Source organism: Lapidilactobacillus concavus DSM 17758 (assembly GCF_001435835.1).
Lineage (GTDB): Bacteria > Bacillota > Bacilli > Lactobacillales > Lactobacillaceae > Lapidilactobacillus > Lapidilactobacillus concavus.
This window is the reverse complement of the sequence record NZ_AZFX01000094.1, coordinates 47104-63162: the sequence shown is the minus strand read 5'-3', so window position 1 is coordinate 63162 and position 16059 is coordinate 47104. Positions and strand designations below refer to the sequence as shown.

Here is a 16059-nt window from a genome sequence, read left to right as displayed (position 1 = left end):
GTAGACACACCGATGGAAAAAATTCTAGACGTTAAAAATTTACAGATCAATTTTGCCACGTTTGCTGGCCAAGTCCAGGCTATTCGCGATGTCAGCTTTCACCTGAATAAAGGCGAAACACTCGCGATCGTCGGTGAATCCGGTTCAGGTAAATCCGTGACTGTCCGCAGTATCATGGGTCTACTCGCCAATAATGCGCATATCGTTGGTGGCGAAATTGATTTTAAAGATCAAGATATCTTGAGCATGACTGATCGTCAAATTGAAAATCTTCGTGGAAATGATATTTCGATGATCTTCCAAGATCCGATGACTTCCCTCGATCCCACGATGCCGATTGGTAAACAAGTCGCCGAACCACTTTTGATTCATGGTCAGATGAACAAGGCAGCCGCCATGGCAAGAGCGGAAGAAGTGCTCGAGCTGGTCGGAATCACCAATGCTAAAAATCGAATGAAGGACTACCCTCATCAGTTTTCCGGTGGACAACGTCAACGAGTCGTCATTGCCATGGCAATCGTCAATTATCCAGAAATCCTGATTGCGGATGAACCAACAACTGCGCTCGATGTGACGATTCAAGCGCAAATCATTGATTTGATGAAAGATCTTCAGCGTAAAATCGACACCTCCATTATTTTTATCACTCATGATCTAGGTGTGGTTGCTGGAATTGCCGATCGTGTCGCCGTGATGTATGCGGGCAAAATTGTCGAATACGGAACGGTCGACGAAATTTTCTACGATCCCAAGCATCCCTATACTTGGGGACTGCTGAACTCAATGCCAACACTTGATACCCATTCTGAAAAACTGTACGCTATTCCCGGCACACCCCCAAATTTATTAGATCCGCCAGACGGTGATGCCTTTGCCCCACGTAACCCTTATGCGCTAGCCATCGATCATGAAGCTATGCCACCTTTCTTCAAGGTGACAAACACCCATTACGCGGCAACTTGGTTACTACATCCAGATGCACCGAGTATTGAACCACCTGCTGCAATACAACAGCGCCAACAGCTTTATCGTGATTTGATTGCGAGTGGTCAAATTGGCACGTTTCCACAGAAGGAGACCGATAAAAATGTCAGCAACTAATTCGGATCGTCCTCGCAAAAAACTTGTTCAAGTTCAACACCTCAAACAATACTTCAATCCTGGCAAACCTAACGAAGTGAAAGCCATCGATGATATCAGCTTCGATATCTATGAGGGTGAGACATTTGGGCTGGTGGGTGAATCCGGATCTGGTAAGAGTACCACCGGACGTAGCATCATTCGGCTGTACAATCCCACCAGCGGCAAAATTTTGTTCGATGGTCAAGACATCAGTCGTATCAAACATCGGGATATGCTGGAATTTCGTCGTGAAATGCAGATGATTTTCCAAGATCCGTATGCATCCTTGAATCCACGGATGAAAGTGAAAGATATCATCGCAGAAGGCTTAGACGTCCATCACCTTGTCAAGAACGACCAGGAACGCGATGCCCGTGTGAACGAACTTTTAAATTTAGTCGGACTCAGTCGTGATCATGCGACTCGTTACCCGCACGAATTTTCTGGTGGACAACGCCAGCGTATTGGGATTGCACGCGCACTGGCTGTTCAGCCTCGCTTCATTATCGCCGATGAGCCTATTTCTGCATTAGATGTTTCCATTCAAGCCCAAGTGGTCAACTTACTTCGAGAAATCCAACAAGAGCAAAACCTGACGTATTTATTCATTGCGCACGATTTATCGATGGTTAAATATATCTCTGATCGAATTGCAGTGATGCATAATGGCCGCTTAATGGAACTGGCAGCCGCGGATGAAGTTTACAATCATCCCCTCCATCCCTACACAAAAAGTTTGCTCTCTGCGGTTCCTAGACCCGATCCAATGTACGAACGCAGTCGACACCGAACCGACTATGATGACAGCATCGAGTTCGACAACCACCCCCGGACACTACAAGAAATTGTCCCTGGACACTTCGTCTTTGCGGCTGCAGATGAGCTTGCGGATTATCAAGCCACAGCTGAAAAATATTTACATGAAGCTTCTGCACTCGGTAAGTCACCGCTGAATGCCTAAAAAGTTCCTCCGAAATGAAATTATAATTTCATTTCGGAGGAACTTTTTTGATAGGCTTCAAAATTTAGATTTTTCCCGTCGGCGCCCCACCATTCAGGTCATCACTCAGTCGCAAATAATGCAGCACTACCCTCTGGAACGCGGACAAGATCATCCGCAACTAATCGTTCTGCAATCTGAACAGAATTCCACGCAGCGCCCTTCAACAGATTGTCTGCAACAATCCACAAATTGTATGCCCCCGGCGTTTCTAAATCAGGGCGGACGCGACCAACAAAGGTTTCACGGCGTCCCTCCGCCGTTTTAGGTTGTGGATATAATTGACTAGCCGGATCATCGACCACGACGAGTCCAGGGAACGCAGCCATCGACTGATGCAACTGAGCAATGGTCGGCTTTTGTTGATCCGCAACTTCAAACCAAACCGATTCCCCATGCCCGACAGATACGGGAACACGTACACACGTCGCCGTTACTTTTATCTCGGGCGAATTCTTATCTCCAAGCATAATTTTCTTCGTTTCATGGATCATTTTCCATTCTTCGTGTGTGTAACCATCCGCTTCGAAGACATCAATTTGTGGTAATAAGTTAAACGCCAGTTGATAATGATGTGTGTCGCCTTTAACTGGCAAAATTGCTGGCGTGACCTTTTCTGAATCGCGATTTAAATAAGCTTGTGATTCAGTTTCGAGTTCATCAATTGCAGACTGACCTGCACCGCCAGCTGCTTGATAGGTCGAAACAATGACGCGCGTGAGTCCATATTTTTGGCGCACCGGTTCGAGTGCCATGACCATTTGGATCGTCGAACAATTTGGATTCGCGATAATCCCGTGGTGCCACGCAAGATCTTTTTCATTCACTTCGGGAACGACCAGCGGTACTTGGTCATTCATCCGAAAATAAGACGTGTTGTCAACACAGACGGCCCCGCGTTTAACGGCTTCTGGCAATAGACGCGCTGAATTCGAACCACCCGCTGAGGCCAGCACCAGATCGATACCATCGAATGACTCTGGTCGAGCTTCTTCGACAACGATGGACTTGCCATTAAAGCTCAATGTCTTACCAGCTGAGCGTGCTGAAGCCAGTAAACGGATCTCACCGACTGGAATCGTAGATTGTTCAAGTTGTTGGATCATGCGTGTTCCAACCGCACCCGTAGCACCTAAAATTGCGACACGATATTTTTCTTTTCCCATTTTAAATTCCCTCTGCTTGTTTAGCTTTCGCGGAGACATACTGCTGAATTCGACGACCAGCTTCTTGAAGATTTTCGGTCGAAGCAGCATAAGAAAGGCGAACGTAACCTTCACCACCTGACCCAAAAACAGAGCCAGGTGTCACACCAACTTTGGCGCTCCTCGCGAGATCATACGAGAATTCAACATCATTTTGAGTCAACGTTGCCGGAATCTTTGCAAAAATATAAAAGGCCCCTGCAGGTTTTGGTGCGGTAAAGCCTGATTGTGTCAAAGCCGCCATGATGAGTTGTTGCCGTTGTAAATAAGTTTCGCGCATTTCTGTTGTCGCGATTTCACCGTGCGCTACGGCTTCAGTTGCAGCCATCATCATCGGCGAGGCCGCCGTGGTGACTAAAAATTGATGCATCTTGCCCACCATTGCAATCAATTGACGCGGTCCCGCGAGATAACCGATTCGGTAACCTGTCATCGCTTGAGACTTAGAAAAACCACTGATCAACACCGTCTGTTCTGGTAACAATTTTCCCAAACTTAGATGTGATTCCTGATAGGTCAATTCTGCATAAATTTCGTCTGAAATAACGACCAAATCAGTCTGACGAATCACTGCTGCCAATTGCTCGAGTTGTTCATGAGTATAAGTCGCACCAGTTGGGTTATTCGGGTAGTTCAAGACGATTCCCTTGATCTCGGGATGCTGGGTCAAGACTGCAGTTAATTTCTCTGCGGTCAATAAAAAGGCTGGCGCGGTATTCACTTCGATCACTTGAATGCCATTTACCTGTGCTACGGTCTCGTATAAAGGAAAGGCCGGTGTGGGTACAAGGATGGTCTCACCGGGATTAAAAAGGGCAGAAATCGCCGCATAAATACCTTCAGTGGCACCGACTGTCACAACAACTTCATGTTCGGGATCATAATGTGCTTCATATCTGCGATCAAGATATTGACTAATCTCTTGGCGGAGTGCGATGAACCCGAACGATGGTGCATAATGCGAGTAATTTTCGTCGATGGCCTTTTTTGTCGCCTGTTTGACTTGATCTGATACAGGAAAGTCCGGCTCCCCCAACGTCAACTTAATCAGTCCAGGGATCGTCGTAATTTCATTGTCAAATTCACGAATCGCGGAAGGTGGCACTGTTGCTAGTCGGCGATTACCCAAATCCATTAAACTCTTTTTTAATTCTGGCATGAAAAGATCCTTTCTTAATACAACCAAAATTCATTTACAGCAAGGCGTCTAATCCAACCGTTAAGCCTTCAGGTAATGTTCTAATTTGGCGTACCGCCAAGAGAACGCCAGGCATGAACGAAGAGCGATCAAACGAGACTTGTTTGATACTCAGACTCTCGCCCTGACCACCAAACAAAACTTCCTCTTGGGCGACATAGCCAGGTAAACGCAAAGCGTGCACAGGGACATCATCCACCCATTCACCACGTGCGGGTTGACTGGTTTCTTCTGGGGCGATTGGTGATTTTTGACGAGCAGCGCTAATCAATTGTGCGGTCGCTCTCGCCGTACCCGAAGGCGAATCGACTTTGTCGGCATGGTGTGCCTCGACCACCTCTGCGTCCGGAAAATATTGTGCAGCCTTTTCAGCAAATTGCATTAACAGCACGGCTGAAATCGCGAAATTCGGTACAATCAATAAGCGCTGGTGATGTGCCACCGCTAATTGACCCAACGCCTTAAAGTCAGCTTGATCTAAACCACTCGTGCCAATAATCACGTTGAAATCATGCTGCAATGCCCATTCAGCGTTCACTTTTGCGACCGATGCAATCGTAAAGTCGACCCAGACATCGGCTTGAACATTAATGTCCTCAACTTTTTGAAAAACTGGAAGCTGACTGGCCAGATTCGTCTGACGATCCAGCCCACCGACAACTTTCAAGTCATCAGTTGCATCGATGGCGGCTTGGACGCGCCGACCCATACTTCCATGAATACCACCAATAAAGACGTTTGCCATGACTACTCCGCCTCCAAAATCGTATTGACTTCTGCTGCCTCATTCTTAGTTAGGGGAATCATTGGCAAACGCAGATTATTTCTGATCTCACCGCGTGCTGCGAGAACCATTTTAACTGGTGCTGGTGAAGGAAATGCGAAGAAAGCATCCATACGTGGTGCTAGCCGTGCCATTTTCTCATCCGCAAGCTGGTCTTCGCCGTGCTCAGCAGCTGTGATCATGTCGTGCATTTCGTTGCCATACACGTGTGAAGCGACCGAGATAACGCCGCGCGCACCCACTCGGAGCGCCGCTAACGTCTGCGTGTCTTCGCCGGTATAAACAGCGAAATCCGGATCCGTATGCTCAACTAAATACTGCAGATCACTAACCGTGGTGCATTGCTTAACCCCTTGAATATTGGGATGTTTAGCTAACTCGATCAACGTTTCATTGTCTAGCCTCACAACAGTTCGTCCAGGGATGTTGTATAGCATAACGGGAACGGCCGAGGCTTCAGCAATGGCAATAAAATGAGCCTTCATGCCTGCTTGACTCGGCTTACTGTAATAAGGATTAACGGCGAGGACTGCAGTGATGCCAGCAATCGCACTCACTTCTCTGGCTAAATTAACTGACTCCGCCGTATTATTATTACCCACATTCGCAACCACAACCGCACGATTGCCGACATAGGTTGTGAAGTGGTTAAACAATTCAATTTTTTCATCATGAGTCAAAGTTGGTGACTCACCCGTGGTGGCACCGATGACGAAACCATCACTATGCTCTTGGATCAGGCGATCAGTCAGGGCATCAAGTGCTAAGTAGTCAATCTCATTTTTATCTGTAAATGGTGTAATTAAGGCGGTTAAAATTCTTTGATTCTCTAACACAGAATCACTCCTCTATTCATGTTGATGATTAATCGATGGACATCCGATGTTCCAGATAACGTACAAAGGCTGCTACCCCGGGCTGTAATGCTTGTTCATCGGGATTTAGTTGTGCGCTGTGCAACGTATGTTTCGGATCATTAACGCCAAGCCAGACCATTGTACCTGGAAACTTCTGCGTCAAAAAGCCGAAGTCTTCGCCGGTCATTGCCGGTTCAGCAAGGGCAAAATCAATGGTGGGGTCTTTCGTCATAAAACTGATTAAATCGGTAGTCAGTGCAGCCGCATTTTCTACCGGCATATAGCCACCCTGAATCAATTTCAAGTCAGCTTTTATGCCATAAGTCTGTGCGACGCCTTCTGCAATTTCGCGAACACGTTGCTGCATCATCAGAATATCCGATTGACGAAAGGCTCGAATCGTTCCGGCTAGTTTTGCCTCGCCAGCAATCACATTCATCACTTCGCCCGCATGCAAACTCCCAATCGTCACAACACCACCGCGAACAGGATCCACGTTCCGTGAAACAACCGTCTGCACCTGCATCACAAACGCACTTGCTGCAACCAGCGCATCTTGTGCCAGCTGTGGATAAGCTGCATGGCCGCTTTGGCCTGTAAACGTCAGATGAATCTCAGTCGTCCCGGCAAAGAGTGTTCCCATTCGTGTGGCGATTTGTCCAGCCGGACGTGCGGGATCATCATGAAGTGCAAAGAATTCATCCGGGCGCCACTCTCCTTCAAACGCGCCGGCCTGATAGACGCGATAGCCGCCATAATCCGCTTCTTCCGCAGGTTGAAAGAAAAAAATCAAATTGTCTTTTGGCGGGTGGTTAATAAAGTGTCGTAGAATGCCCAGTGCGACCGTCATATGAACATCATGCCCACACGCGTGCATTTGTCCGGGTAACGTGGACTGAAATGGCAGCCCTGTCTCTTCAGTGATAGGTAACGCGTCTATATCTGTCCGGTAACCAATCGTACGTTGGGGATCCGTCCCCTGTAGGCGTACCAATATCGCCGTCGGGACTTCAGGAATCATCTTGATCATCATTCGCTCGGTTTGCCAAGCCGTCAGTACCTGCAACAGATACGTATGAGTTAGAGTTTCATGCAGGGCCAATTCAGGAATCGCGTGTAAGTCACGTCGAATCTTGATCAATTCATCTGTCTTTAAATCATGGCTAAAATCAGTCAACTCATGACTTCCCTTCAATACCTTTGAACGTCTCAATCAAAAATCAGAAACATTGTGGATGGTGATTTCTCAGGACTATAATTGACGCAAGGCATCGATCAAGCCTGTTTTGTGCCATGTCTTTTCATCTTTCATCTTGATGATCTTAGCTGGGACACCCGCAACGACTGCATTATCTGGCACGTCATTCACCACGATGGCACCTGCTGCCACGACAGCACCCTTGCCAACGTGCACGCCTTCCAGCACAACGGCGTTCGCGCCAACAAGGACGTCGTCTTCAATGATGACCGGTGTTGCGGAGGCAGGCTCAACAACGCCAGCCAGAACAGCACCAGCACCAATATGGCAGTGCTGTCCAACCGTTGCTCGTCCACCGAGCACTGCGCCCATGTCGATCATTGTCCCTTTGCCAATCACTGCACCAATGTTAATGACAGCTCCCATCATGATTACGGCGTTGTCATCAATCGTCACATGTTCGCGGATAATCGCACCGGGTTCAATTCTGGCATTGATTGATTGGATATCTAAGAGTGGCACACCCGTATTACGACCGGTAACTTCGCAATGAATTTTTGTGATCACTGTTTGGTTCTCGGCGAGCCATGGCTGAATCGTACCGGCATCGCCGAATAACTGACCAGTTTTGACGTCTAAGAAACTCTCGATTGTTTCAGGCACTGGTGTTAATCGCGCAACCTCCCCCGCAAAAATCACGTGCATTGGTGTTTTTTTAGGTGAATTAGCAATGTATTCAATAATTTGTTCGGGCTGAAATTTCTGTGCCATCTCGTCATTCCTCCGTAAATTTTTAGTTTAAAAAAAGTATAGTCTGTTCCCTCGCCATTCGCAAACTAAGGGCGTTTGAGCCTCAATATTTCTTGCTTTAATTGTTCAATCTTAGTTTACCAAAACGGTGTGAAGAAAGAATGACGATGACCCAGTTAATTCACACAAAATCCACAAAATTATTTCTTGAATTGTTCATCTTTTTTCGCTAGCATGAAGTCAATTAGGCAATGTGAATTGGTTACATGGTTTTTGCTTCGTCAAATTCATTACAACCGCCACAGCCGTTCCACACGCAGAAAGTTAGGTAATCAACATGAAAGTGATCAAATTCGGCGGGACTTCTCTCGCAACTGGTGCACAAGTTCAACGCGCCATCGCCATTGTCACGGCAGACGCTGACCGCCGCGTCATGGTCGTTTCTGCCCCAGGTAAACGCCAATCTGATGACGTTAAAGTCACCGATCTTCTCCAGCAGCTCGCTGATCGCGTCGTTGATGGCCTCAGTACCCAGCCAATTGCAGCCCAAATTATTGCGCGTTATCAAGAAATTGCGACCTATTTTGGCTTACCTGCAGAAACCGTCGACTATCTCCAAAAACATCTCGACCTAATTATTCAGCGAGTTTATCCTGATATTCATTATTTATACGCCGCACTGATGGCACAGGGTGAATTCATGAATGCCAAACTAATCTCAGCAGTGATGCAGCATTTAGGCTTACCCGCTCGATTCGTGAGCCCGCGTGACCTTGGATTGATCGTCGATGGCCAACCCCAGGCTGTTCGTATCCGCGAAGAAAGTTATGCCCACATCGCTGATTTTCAACTTACACCTGACGAAATCATCATTGTTCCTGGCTTTTTTGCTTACGACCAGCAAGGCCAGATCACAACATTTGCCCGGGGTGGTTCCGATATCACCGGGTCAATTCTAGCTCGTGGCTTCCACGCTGATCTCTACGAAAACTTTACTGACGTTTCTTGTGTGTATGCCGTGGATCCTAAAATTGTTGCTCATCCTCGTGCAATTAATACACTCACTTACCGAGAAATGCGCGAACTTGCTTATTCTGGCTTCTCCGTTTTCAACCACGAAGCCATCTTGCCGGTTATCGACGTTGGCATTCAAGTCAATATCAAGAACACCAACGACCCGACGGCACCTGGCACGCTGATCGTGCCCGATAAAGATATCAATCATCATCACCGCATTACTGGGATTGCCTTGAACAAAAATTATATCGGTCTTTATCTACATCGTTACTTGATGAACACCGAAGTTGGTTTTACCTTTCGGCTCCTAAAAATTCTGCGTAAATACTCAATCAGCTATGAATATCTGCCTTCTGGCATTGATGACCTCACAATTGTCATCAATAAGGATCAATTACCCGGACATCTTAAAGAACGCCTCTTAACTGATCTCAAAGCTGAGGTTCACCCAGATCAACTTCGCTGGTTCGATGATTTCGCGGTGTTAATGATTGTCGGTGAGGGACTCTACTTACACGCAGATCTCTTGGCAATAATCATGACCAAGTTCTCCGAAAAAAACATCATTCCTTTAATGATCAACCAAGGCGCCTCGAGAATCAGTTTAATGATCGGTGTTCACGCAGAACAGGCAGAAGAAGCCGTTCGAGCAATCTACACGCTCAGCGAACAGCATCAAGACGTCACCACCAAAGATTGACCTCACTTCAAACGAGTACAAAAAAACGACAATGACTTGTCGTTTTATTTTTTGCTTTAATTTTTTGCTTGCCATTCATTGAGTGAATGAGCTGCCAATAATAAACTGATCACGGCGTCCTTTGAAAGATGACTCTTGATAAATTCTGAACCACTGATGGCGACAACAGCGCCAACCACTTCTAACCCGTAAGTAATCAAATTGAGATCTTGGCGTGCGGAATAACCGCCAGTGAAGTTATCTTCGTGATTATAGGCAAAGTTGAGATTATTCTCAGTCAGTGAACCATCTACATGATTGATCAAAATGCGATCCTGCAGGTGACTCATGGGTTCATCCTCACCTTGCAGCGTTAACTTATGGTCAGAAACTGTTCGGTAATAATCATCCTGACTCATCGTGAGATAATCGTTCACAGGACGATCAAGAATTCCAAGTTGTTGAACTAGATCAAATAGTTTTTGAGCATCAAATGCGATTCGGCGTGCAATAATATCGCTGCTATTTTGCTCTAACCAATCTGCATATTGCTTAATGACATCGCGTTCCATGAATGTCCTCCTCGTTGTTTCTCTTTCATTTTACAAGCCTCTGGTTCAGTAAACAAGCTCTTTCGACAAATTGATTCGCAGCCATTAACGCTTATTCACTCAAATCAAGGTATGATCATCACCCATATAATGATGATCAAAAGTCACTTCAGCGGTGACATCACCCAAGATTTGACGTAGGTCATGATTAATGGAAACCAATAATTCATCGTCGCTGGTCGTAATTTCTTCAGGCACAACGACATCAAACTGAATCAGCTCATCTTCATTTGCTAATTCCTCAACGTGAAAATCGTGCGTCGTCAAGCCGAGATCATAATGTTTCACAACGGCTTGTACGGCCTCATAAATCTTTGCATATTTTCTATTATTAATATCAATCGGATCCAAGTGGCACACTAAATGGATTCGTAATTGATGCCAAAAATCGTGCTCGATTCGGTCTGTCACTTGATGCGCGCGATCGAGTGACCAACTGCTGTCCAACTCAATATGGACGGACGCAAAAATCGTATTGGGACCATACTGATGAATCAGCAAATCATGATAACCCAAAATATCATCATAATTAACCAGTTGATGCGTCATGTTTTCAACCAGTTGTTTGGACGGCTGATGACCTAGTAACTCACTAATAAAAGTACGAATCAGACTCACCGCACTGAATAGAATATAAATTGCAACGCCTAGACCGACCCAACCATCCAATTGCCAACCTGTTTGCGCTTGAATCACAGCAGAGAACAAAACAGCAATAGTCGTATAGATATCATTCAAACTATCTTTTGCCGTCGCCAATAAAGTCTCCGATTCAATTTCTTTAGCAATCTGATGATACACGATAACCTGCGCCAACTTGAGGCCAATTGAAATGACTAAGACGACATAGATTGGCCAGCTCATATGCACCACATTGGGGGCAATGATCTGGCTTAACGACGACTTCACGAATTGTAAGCCGACAAAAGTAATCACGATTGAAATTAAAAAACCAGCAATTGACTCCGACCGTTCATGACCATATGGGTGATCATGATCTGGCTTTTTCCCTGCCATCTTAAAACCAATGATAGCCAGTCCAGACGAGAATGTATCCGACAAGTTGTTGACCGCATCCGTGATAATCGAAATACTACCCGAAATCAGTCCAATGATTACCTTGATGACGAAAAGAATTAGGTTGGATCCCAAGCCAATACAACCTGCAAGAATACCGTAGCTTGTTCGTCGCTGGAGTGCTGTTTGATTTTTGATTTTACGTTTGAACCAATGCATCAATAGAAACATCAAATCACCTTTTCATACGTATGTTTGATTAGGCAAGCTTACTTGGCAGAACAACCAACAAGATGATCATTGATCAGTCCAGCGCCTTGCAAGAACGAGTAGATAATCGTTGGGCCAACGAATTTAAAGCCGCGTTTCTTTAAGTCTTTAGAAATTCGCTGCGATAAAGCCGATTGCGCAGGCACCTCCGACGCCGTTAGTGGTTGGTTAACAATCGGCTGCCCCTCAACAAATGACCATAGATAGGTTTCAAACCCTTCGATTGCTTCGAGTTCAATCAACGCTCGCGCATTGATGACAGTGTCTGTCAACTTTAAACGATTGCGGATGATCCGCGGATCCTGCATTAATCGCTCAATGTCGGCGTCAGTCATTTTTGCGACTGATTGAGGATCGAACTGCAGGAAATCTTCTCGAAATGCCGTACGCTTCTTCAAGACTGTCTGCCAACTTAAACCAGCCTGATAAGTTTCCAAACAAAGTAATTCAAATAGTTTTTGAGGATCGTATTGTGGCTTTCCCCACTCCTGATCATGGTAGATTTGTAATTCTGGTGTTGCGCTACCCCAAGGACAATCTGTCATTGTCTGCCTCCATTTAAAATGCATTAACGTTGCAAAATTGAGTCGTTCGATGTGATTTTAGCAATTCCCAAACACCCTGATCCGTATTTACTCACTACAGCGATTGACGACTCAGCTGGAACCGATAAGCGTTAATTTAGAATTGTAATGGTTCGAGATGATCTGCTGCCGTGATTTTTCTGAGGACACGACAGGGATTTCCAACCGCGATCACACCGGCTGGGATGGTTCGCGTCACAACGCTTCCCGCGCCAATCACACTGCCTTCACCAATTTCCACACCACCACAGACGGTCACATTTGCCCCAATCCAAACATCATCACCGATCGTAATCGGACTTGAGGTGCCGATTCCTGCAGCTCGCTGTTCAGCATCGATTGCATGTCCTGAGCAAGCGAGACAGACACCGGGCGCAATGAAAACATTTTGACCAATATGTACAGGTGAAGTATCTAAAATGACACAATTATAGTTGACAACTGTGAGGCCACTAGTATGAATATTGAAGCCGTAATCACAATGGAAACTAGGTTCGATAAACGTTTGAGGATGACAATCACCTAACAGACGCTGCAGTATCTCAGCCCTTTTCTCAGTCTGTTCTGGACTAGTTTGATTATATTGCCAACAAAGCATTTTCGCAGGGCGCTGCAGCTCATTTGGCATGTCTTTATTGTAGCTACTATAAGCTTGTTCTCGTTTCATGGCATCTAAAATAGTCATCGATACACGCCCCTCAGTTTCAAATTTAATCCGATTATTAATTGCATCTGTTTATGAATCTTCCTACTTTATAATTACCCGTTTTGAGACTCAATCACTCGAAAAGTTATCAAAGAAAAAAAGCCGCAACAAAATAATTTGTCACAGCTTAGACGACCTTATTTCATCATTTTATTTTGCCTTATGGTACTCGTTCTCTAAATCCGTCCTGACAATGAGCACATCACAGAGTGCATGCCGATTGACATACTCAGTGACAGAGCCAACGAGCACACGTTCAATGGCGTTCAACCCCGTTGCCCCGATCATGATCAGGTCATTATGATGATCCTCTGGGAAATCACGTGAGATGACGATCTTTGGATTGCCAAAACGCACGTGGATATCAATATCATCATCCTTAAAGCCTTCATGTTTCAACGTGGTTGCCTTCAAATTTTCCAAGTAGCTCTGTGCATCCTCGGCAATTTGATAAATGGCATCACCAGTCAATCCACCGCCGTAATTACCGACAAATTGTTTCGTATCCAAAATTGTTAAAATATCAAGGTGGGCATTGTTGGTCTTGGCCACGCGTTTAGCTTTGGTGAACGCTAACTCTGCTTCAGGAGAACCATCAACTGGGACCAAGATACGTTTATATTCTTGCTCTGACACGTTAACACCTACTTTCTTTCCTCTAAGCAAATCATAACTTTTAAAGGTCAAGAATTCAAGAATTAAGGCATCATGAACCGCTTTATTTTTAGATTAGCTTAGCAACTTCGTGAGTTGTCGCGATTAAGCTTTGTTCCAGTTCGCGATTAGCTGTTGTGACGGTTTCATCGGCAACTGGTAACTTAATGCCCATAATTTTAGGTAAGACAAACGTACTGACATGCGGTAAATTCCATGCTTCGGCTGGTGTGATTCGAATCAGTGTGAACAAGATCGTCCGAATCTGTTGTTGATCGAAGAAGCGTGCCAGCTCGCCAACAAATGATGTTGGAAAACGCGTTTGATTGACTTGATCGATGGCGAGGAAGGCAACGTCAACATCTGCGAAGACTTCGGCAAACTTCAATTGCTCAAATAGCCAAGCATAAGTGCTATCAGTGATTTCAGCCCCGAGACAAGCCAAGGCTCCCGCAATCCCGCCGCCTGCACCAGACCCACTAATCTGGGTCAAATCGAGCTCGCGTTCTTTTCTCATCAATCGGTTGAACGCTGCACTCCGTAAATCAAGACGAACGAGATGTTCTGGTAAAATACCGATTTCCTTACCGGTCTCGACGAGTTGACTATTACCGCCTGTGTAAGTTGACGTTTCACGAGCAAGCACGGTCAACTTGACCCCTTTTAGTAAGTCATCCGGCTTCGAAAAATCAATCTGGTCAAAATTGATCAGCGGATTTTCTCCGACTGGGATTGGATCGCCGCTCTCGTCAGCGATTAATGCGCCGAGAGCTTGCAACATGCCAAGGCCGCCGTCAATCACACACGTGTCATCAATCAGTAAGACCACCTCTTGCGCCTCATTCGTGACGGCATCAAGAATCAATTGCCCCAAGCCATAGCTAGACGCATGGAATAAATCATGTTCATCATAGTGACTGATCGACTGACGATTTGCGAAAACAGAGGTATCGATAATTGCCGTCAACTTACCCGATAATGTCGTCAATAAATAAGTGACACGTGCACTCTCCCAATTCGGCCCGTAGTATGTAAAATCGACTAATTGACCTGAATTCCATTTCTGTAAACCCGCAATTAGATCTTCTTGCTGACCGTCGAAAGGTAATGAAATCAAGTCTGCACCGGCGTAATCAGCAAGTCCTTGCTGCATTAATTGACGACCAACCGCCGCAGAAAGATCAGCAGAAAGATCCTGACTAGCTAAAAGTATTTTCATGAATGACACCTACGTTTTATTTTTTCTGTTATGATTAAATTATCTATTTCAAGAAAGGAACTATCATATCAATGAATTCGAGACTTTTAAAGATTCAAAACGGCTTCAACTTTCGCGAGCTCGGCGGTTACCAAACGCAAGACGGACATCACGTGAAGTCACATAAAATTATTCGTTCCGGTAAATTAGTCGATCTTTCTGATCAAGACTTAACTTACTTGGCCGATTATGGCGTCATCGAGAATATTGATTTCCGTTCACCTAAAGAAGCAAAAAATGAACCTGACCGTTTATCGAAAGGCATGTCTTACATCTTCGACCCCGTTTTTCGCTATGATGAAACTGAAAGTTCTCACGCCGAACAAAAAGAAGATGATGACATGGCAAAAGTAGCGGGTCTTGGTCACAAGAATATGATGAGTGCCTACCACAATCTTATCACGGACACGCATCCACAAAAAGCCTACCAACAATTTTTTGAACGACTCTTAACAAATACGCAAGATAACCAGTCCATTCTATTTCACTGCTCCGCCGGAAAAGATCGCACGGGTATTGGTGCTTATCTATTCCTGCGCGCACTTGGCGTAGATGCTGCAACCGCGAAACAAGACTACCTACTCACCAACGAAGTGACACGTGCGGCGATTCAGGCAAGCCTCGACCAACTCAATTCTAAAGAGCCAATCTTAGTCGAAAACGTGAAAGCCTTGAATTCAGTCAACGAAGATTATCTTGCGCAAGCCATGTCAGATCTCAAACTAATGTCTGGTACTGTCGACAATTATCTTCAAGAAGTTCTTAATTTAAGCACATCTGATCTAAATGATCTCAAGAAAATTTATCTGACCGCATAATCTTGTTTTAAAAAAAGATTAAGTTCTTTTTTAAAATAATTTTTATTCACACTTTTTTCACGTCCATGAGTTATGATATTTAAAGAGTCATGAGAGTGACTTCTCCAATAATTTTGAAGCACAATTCTTTTTCATCATCCCCCCAAGATTTGAAAAAGAGCGTTCATGCTGAACGCAGAAATAGCGGCTGTACGGAGCCGCTATTTTTGTGTTCTTTTTTGCTCGCTCTGGGGAAGTAAGTCGATTAAGGATGAACCCTGCTTCGATCAACTAACACAATCTTATCGATGAACCCAACTACCCTCAACGCTTGTCCAACGTTGAAGATTTA

Annotated in this window: 16 protein-coding genes; 4 read left to right on the top strand and 12 right to left on the bottom strand. The window is 45.3% G+C overall.

The window, feature by feature from the left end:
* Positions 1-12 precede the first annotated feature (12 nt).
* Both FC15_RS08430 and FC15_RS08425 read left to right on the top strand, forming a co-directional pair.
* The gene (locus FC15_RS08430; protein WP_057825751.1) at positions 13-1101 is read left to right on the top strand and encodes an ABC transporter ATP-binding protein; all 1089 of its coding nucleotides are present in this window, start codon (positions 13-15) and stop codon (positions 1099-1101) included.
* Positions 1088-2083: an ABC transporter ATP-binding protein gene (locus tag FC15_RS08425; RefSeq protein WP_057825750.1), complete on the top strand. Its 996-nt coding sequence runs from the start codon at positions 1088-1090 to the stop codon at positions 2081-2083. Before FC15_RS08430 ends, FC15_RS08425 begins: the two co-directional genes overlap by 14 nt.
* A 101-nt stretch (positions 2084-2184) precedes the next feature.
* Here the strand turns inward: FC15_RS08425 and FC15_RS08420 are convergent, their stop codons facing one another.
* The 6 genes from FC15_RS08420 to dapD all read right to left on the bottom strand — a co-directional run bounded on the left by FC15_RS08420 (position 2185) and on the right by dapD (position 8135).
* Positions 2185-3288 carry an aspartate-semialdehyde dehydrogenase gene (locus FC15_RS08420; protein ID WP_057825748.1) on the bottom strand — a complete coding sequence of 368 codons (1104 nt, stop codon included), beginning with the start codon at positions 3286-3288 and terminating at the stop codon, positions 2185-2187.
* A 1-nt stretch (position 3289) separates the two neighbouring features.
* Positions 3290-4486 carry an aminotransferase class I/II-fold pyridoxal phosphate-dependent enzyme gene (locus FC15_RS08415; RefSeq protein ID WP_057825744.1) on the bottom strand — a complete coding sequence of 399 codons (1197 nt, stop codon included), beginning with the start codon at positions 4484-4486 and terminating at the stop codon, positions 3290-3292.
* Positions 4487-4520: 34 nt separating this feature from the next.
* Positions 4521-5270 carry a 4-hydroxy-tetrahydrodipicolinate reductase gene (gene dapB, locus FC15_RS08410; protein ID WP_057825742.1) on the bottom strand — a complete coding sequence of 250 codons (750 nt, stop codon included), beginning with the start codon at positions 5268-5270 and terminating at the stop codon, positions 4521-4523.
* A gap of 2 nt (positions 5271-5272) precedes the next feature.
* Positions 5273-6145 (bottom strand): 4-hydroxy-tetrahydrodipicolinate synthase, encoded by an 873-nt coding sequence (gene dapA, locus FC15_RS08405; RefSeq protein ID WP_057825740.1) that lies wholly within the window; start codon positions 6143-6145, stop codon positions 5273-5275.
* Between the two features lie 28 nt (positions 6146-6173).
* On the bottom strand, positions 6174-7343 hold the full coding sequence (locus tag FC15_RS08400) for an N-acetyldiaminopimelate deacetylase (RefSeq protein ID WP_057825737.1): 1170 nt from the start codon (positions 7341-7343) through the stop codon (positions 6174-6176).
* A gap of 75 nt (positions 7344-7418) precedes the next feature.
* Complete coding sequence (gene dapD, locus FC15_RS08395) at positions 7419-8135, bottom strand: 2,3,4,5-tetrahydropyridine-2,6-dicarboxylate N-acetyltransferase (RefSeq protein ID WP_057825735.1); 717 nt, start codon at positions 8133-8135, stop codon at positions 7419-7421.
* A 316-nt stretch (positions 8136-8451) separates the two neighbouring features.
* Here dapD and FC15_RS08390 point away from each other — a divergent pair, with 316 nt between their 5' ends.
* A complete protein-coding gene (locus tag FC15_RS08390; RefSeq protein ID WP_057825733.1) occupies positions 8452-9831 on the top strand; it encodes an aspartate kinase in 1380 nt (459 codons plus the stop codon).
* Positions 9832-9887: 56 nt separating this feature from the next.
* Here FC15_RS08390 and FC15_RS08385 read toward each other — a convergent pair whose 3' ends face one another.
* The 6 genes from FC15_RS08385 to FC15_RS08360 form a co-directional block, all read right to left on the bottom strand.
* Complete coding sequence (locus FC15_RS08385; RefSeq protein WP_057825731.1) at positions 9888-10382, bottom strand: hypothetical protein; 495 nt, start codon at positions 10380-10382, stop codon at positions 9888-9890.
* A 99-nt stretch (positions 10383-10481) separates the two neighbouring features.
* A complete protein-coding gene (locus tag FC15_RS08380; protein ID WP_057825803.1) occupies positions 10482-11657 on the bottom strand; it encodes a cation diffusion facilitator family transporter in 1176 nt (391 codons plus the stop codon).
* 50 nt (positions 11658-11707) lie between these two features.
* Positions 11708-12253: a DNA-3-methyladenine glycosylase I gene (locus FC15_RS08375; RefSeq protein ID WP_057825729.1), complete on the bottom strand. Its 546-nt coding sequence runs from the start codon at positions 12251-12253 to the stop codon at positions 11708-11710.
* 136 nt (positions 12254-12389) lie between these two features.
* A complete protein-coding gene (locus FC15_RS08370; protein ID WP_057825727.1) occupies positions 12390-12977 on the bottom strand; it encodes a sugar O-acetyltransferase in 588 nt (195 codons plus the stop codon).
* A gap of 171 nt (positions 12978-13148) precedes the next feature.
* Positions 13149-13634 carry a universal stress protein gene (locus tag FC15_RS08365; RefSeq protein ID WP_057825725.1) on the bottom strand — a complete coding sequence of 162 codons (486 nt, stop codon included), beginning with the start codon at positions 13632-13634 and terminating at the stop codon, positions 13149-13151.
* A gap of 88 nt (positions 13635-13722) precedes the next feature.
* A complete protein-coding gene (locus tag FC15_RS08360; protein ID WP_057825723.1) occupies positions 13723-14871 on the bottom strand; it encodes a glycerate kinase in 1149 nt (382 codons plus the stop codon).
* Between the two features lie 71 nt (positions 14872-14942).
* On the opposite strand from FC15_RS08360, the gene FC15_RS08355 reads away from it, so the two are divergent.
* Positions 14943-15728 carry a tyrosine-protein phosphatase gene (locus FC15_RS08355; protein WP_057825722.1) on the top strand — a complete coding sequence of 262 codons (786 nt, stop codon included), beginning with the start codon at positions 14943-14945 and terminating at the stop codon, positions 15726-15728.
* Positions 15729-16059: the final 331 nt, after the last annotated feature.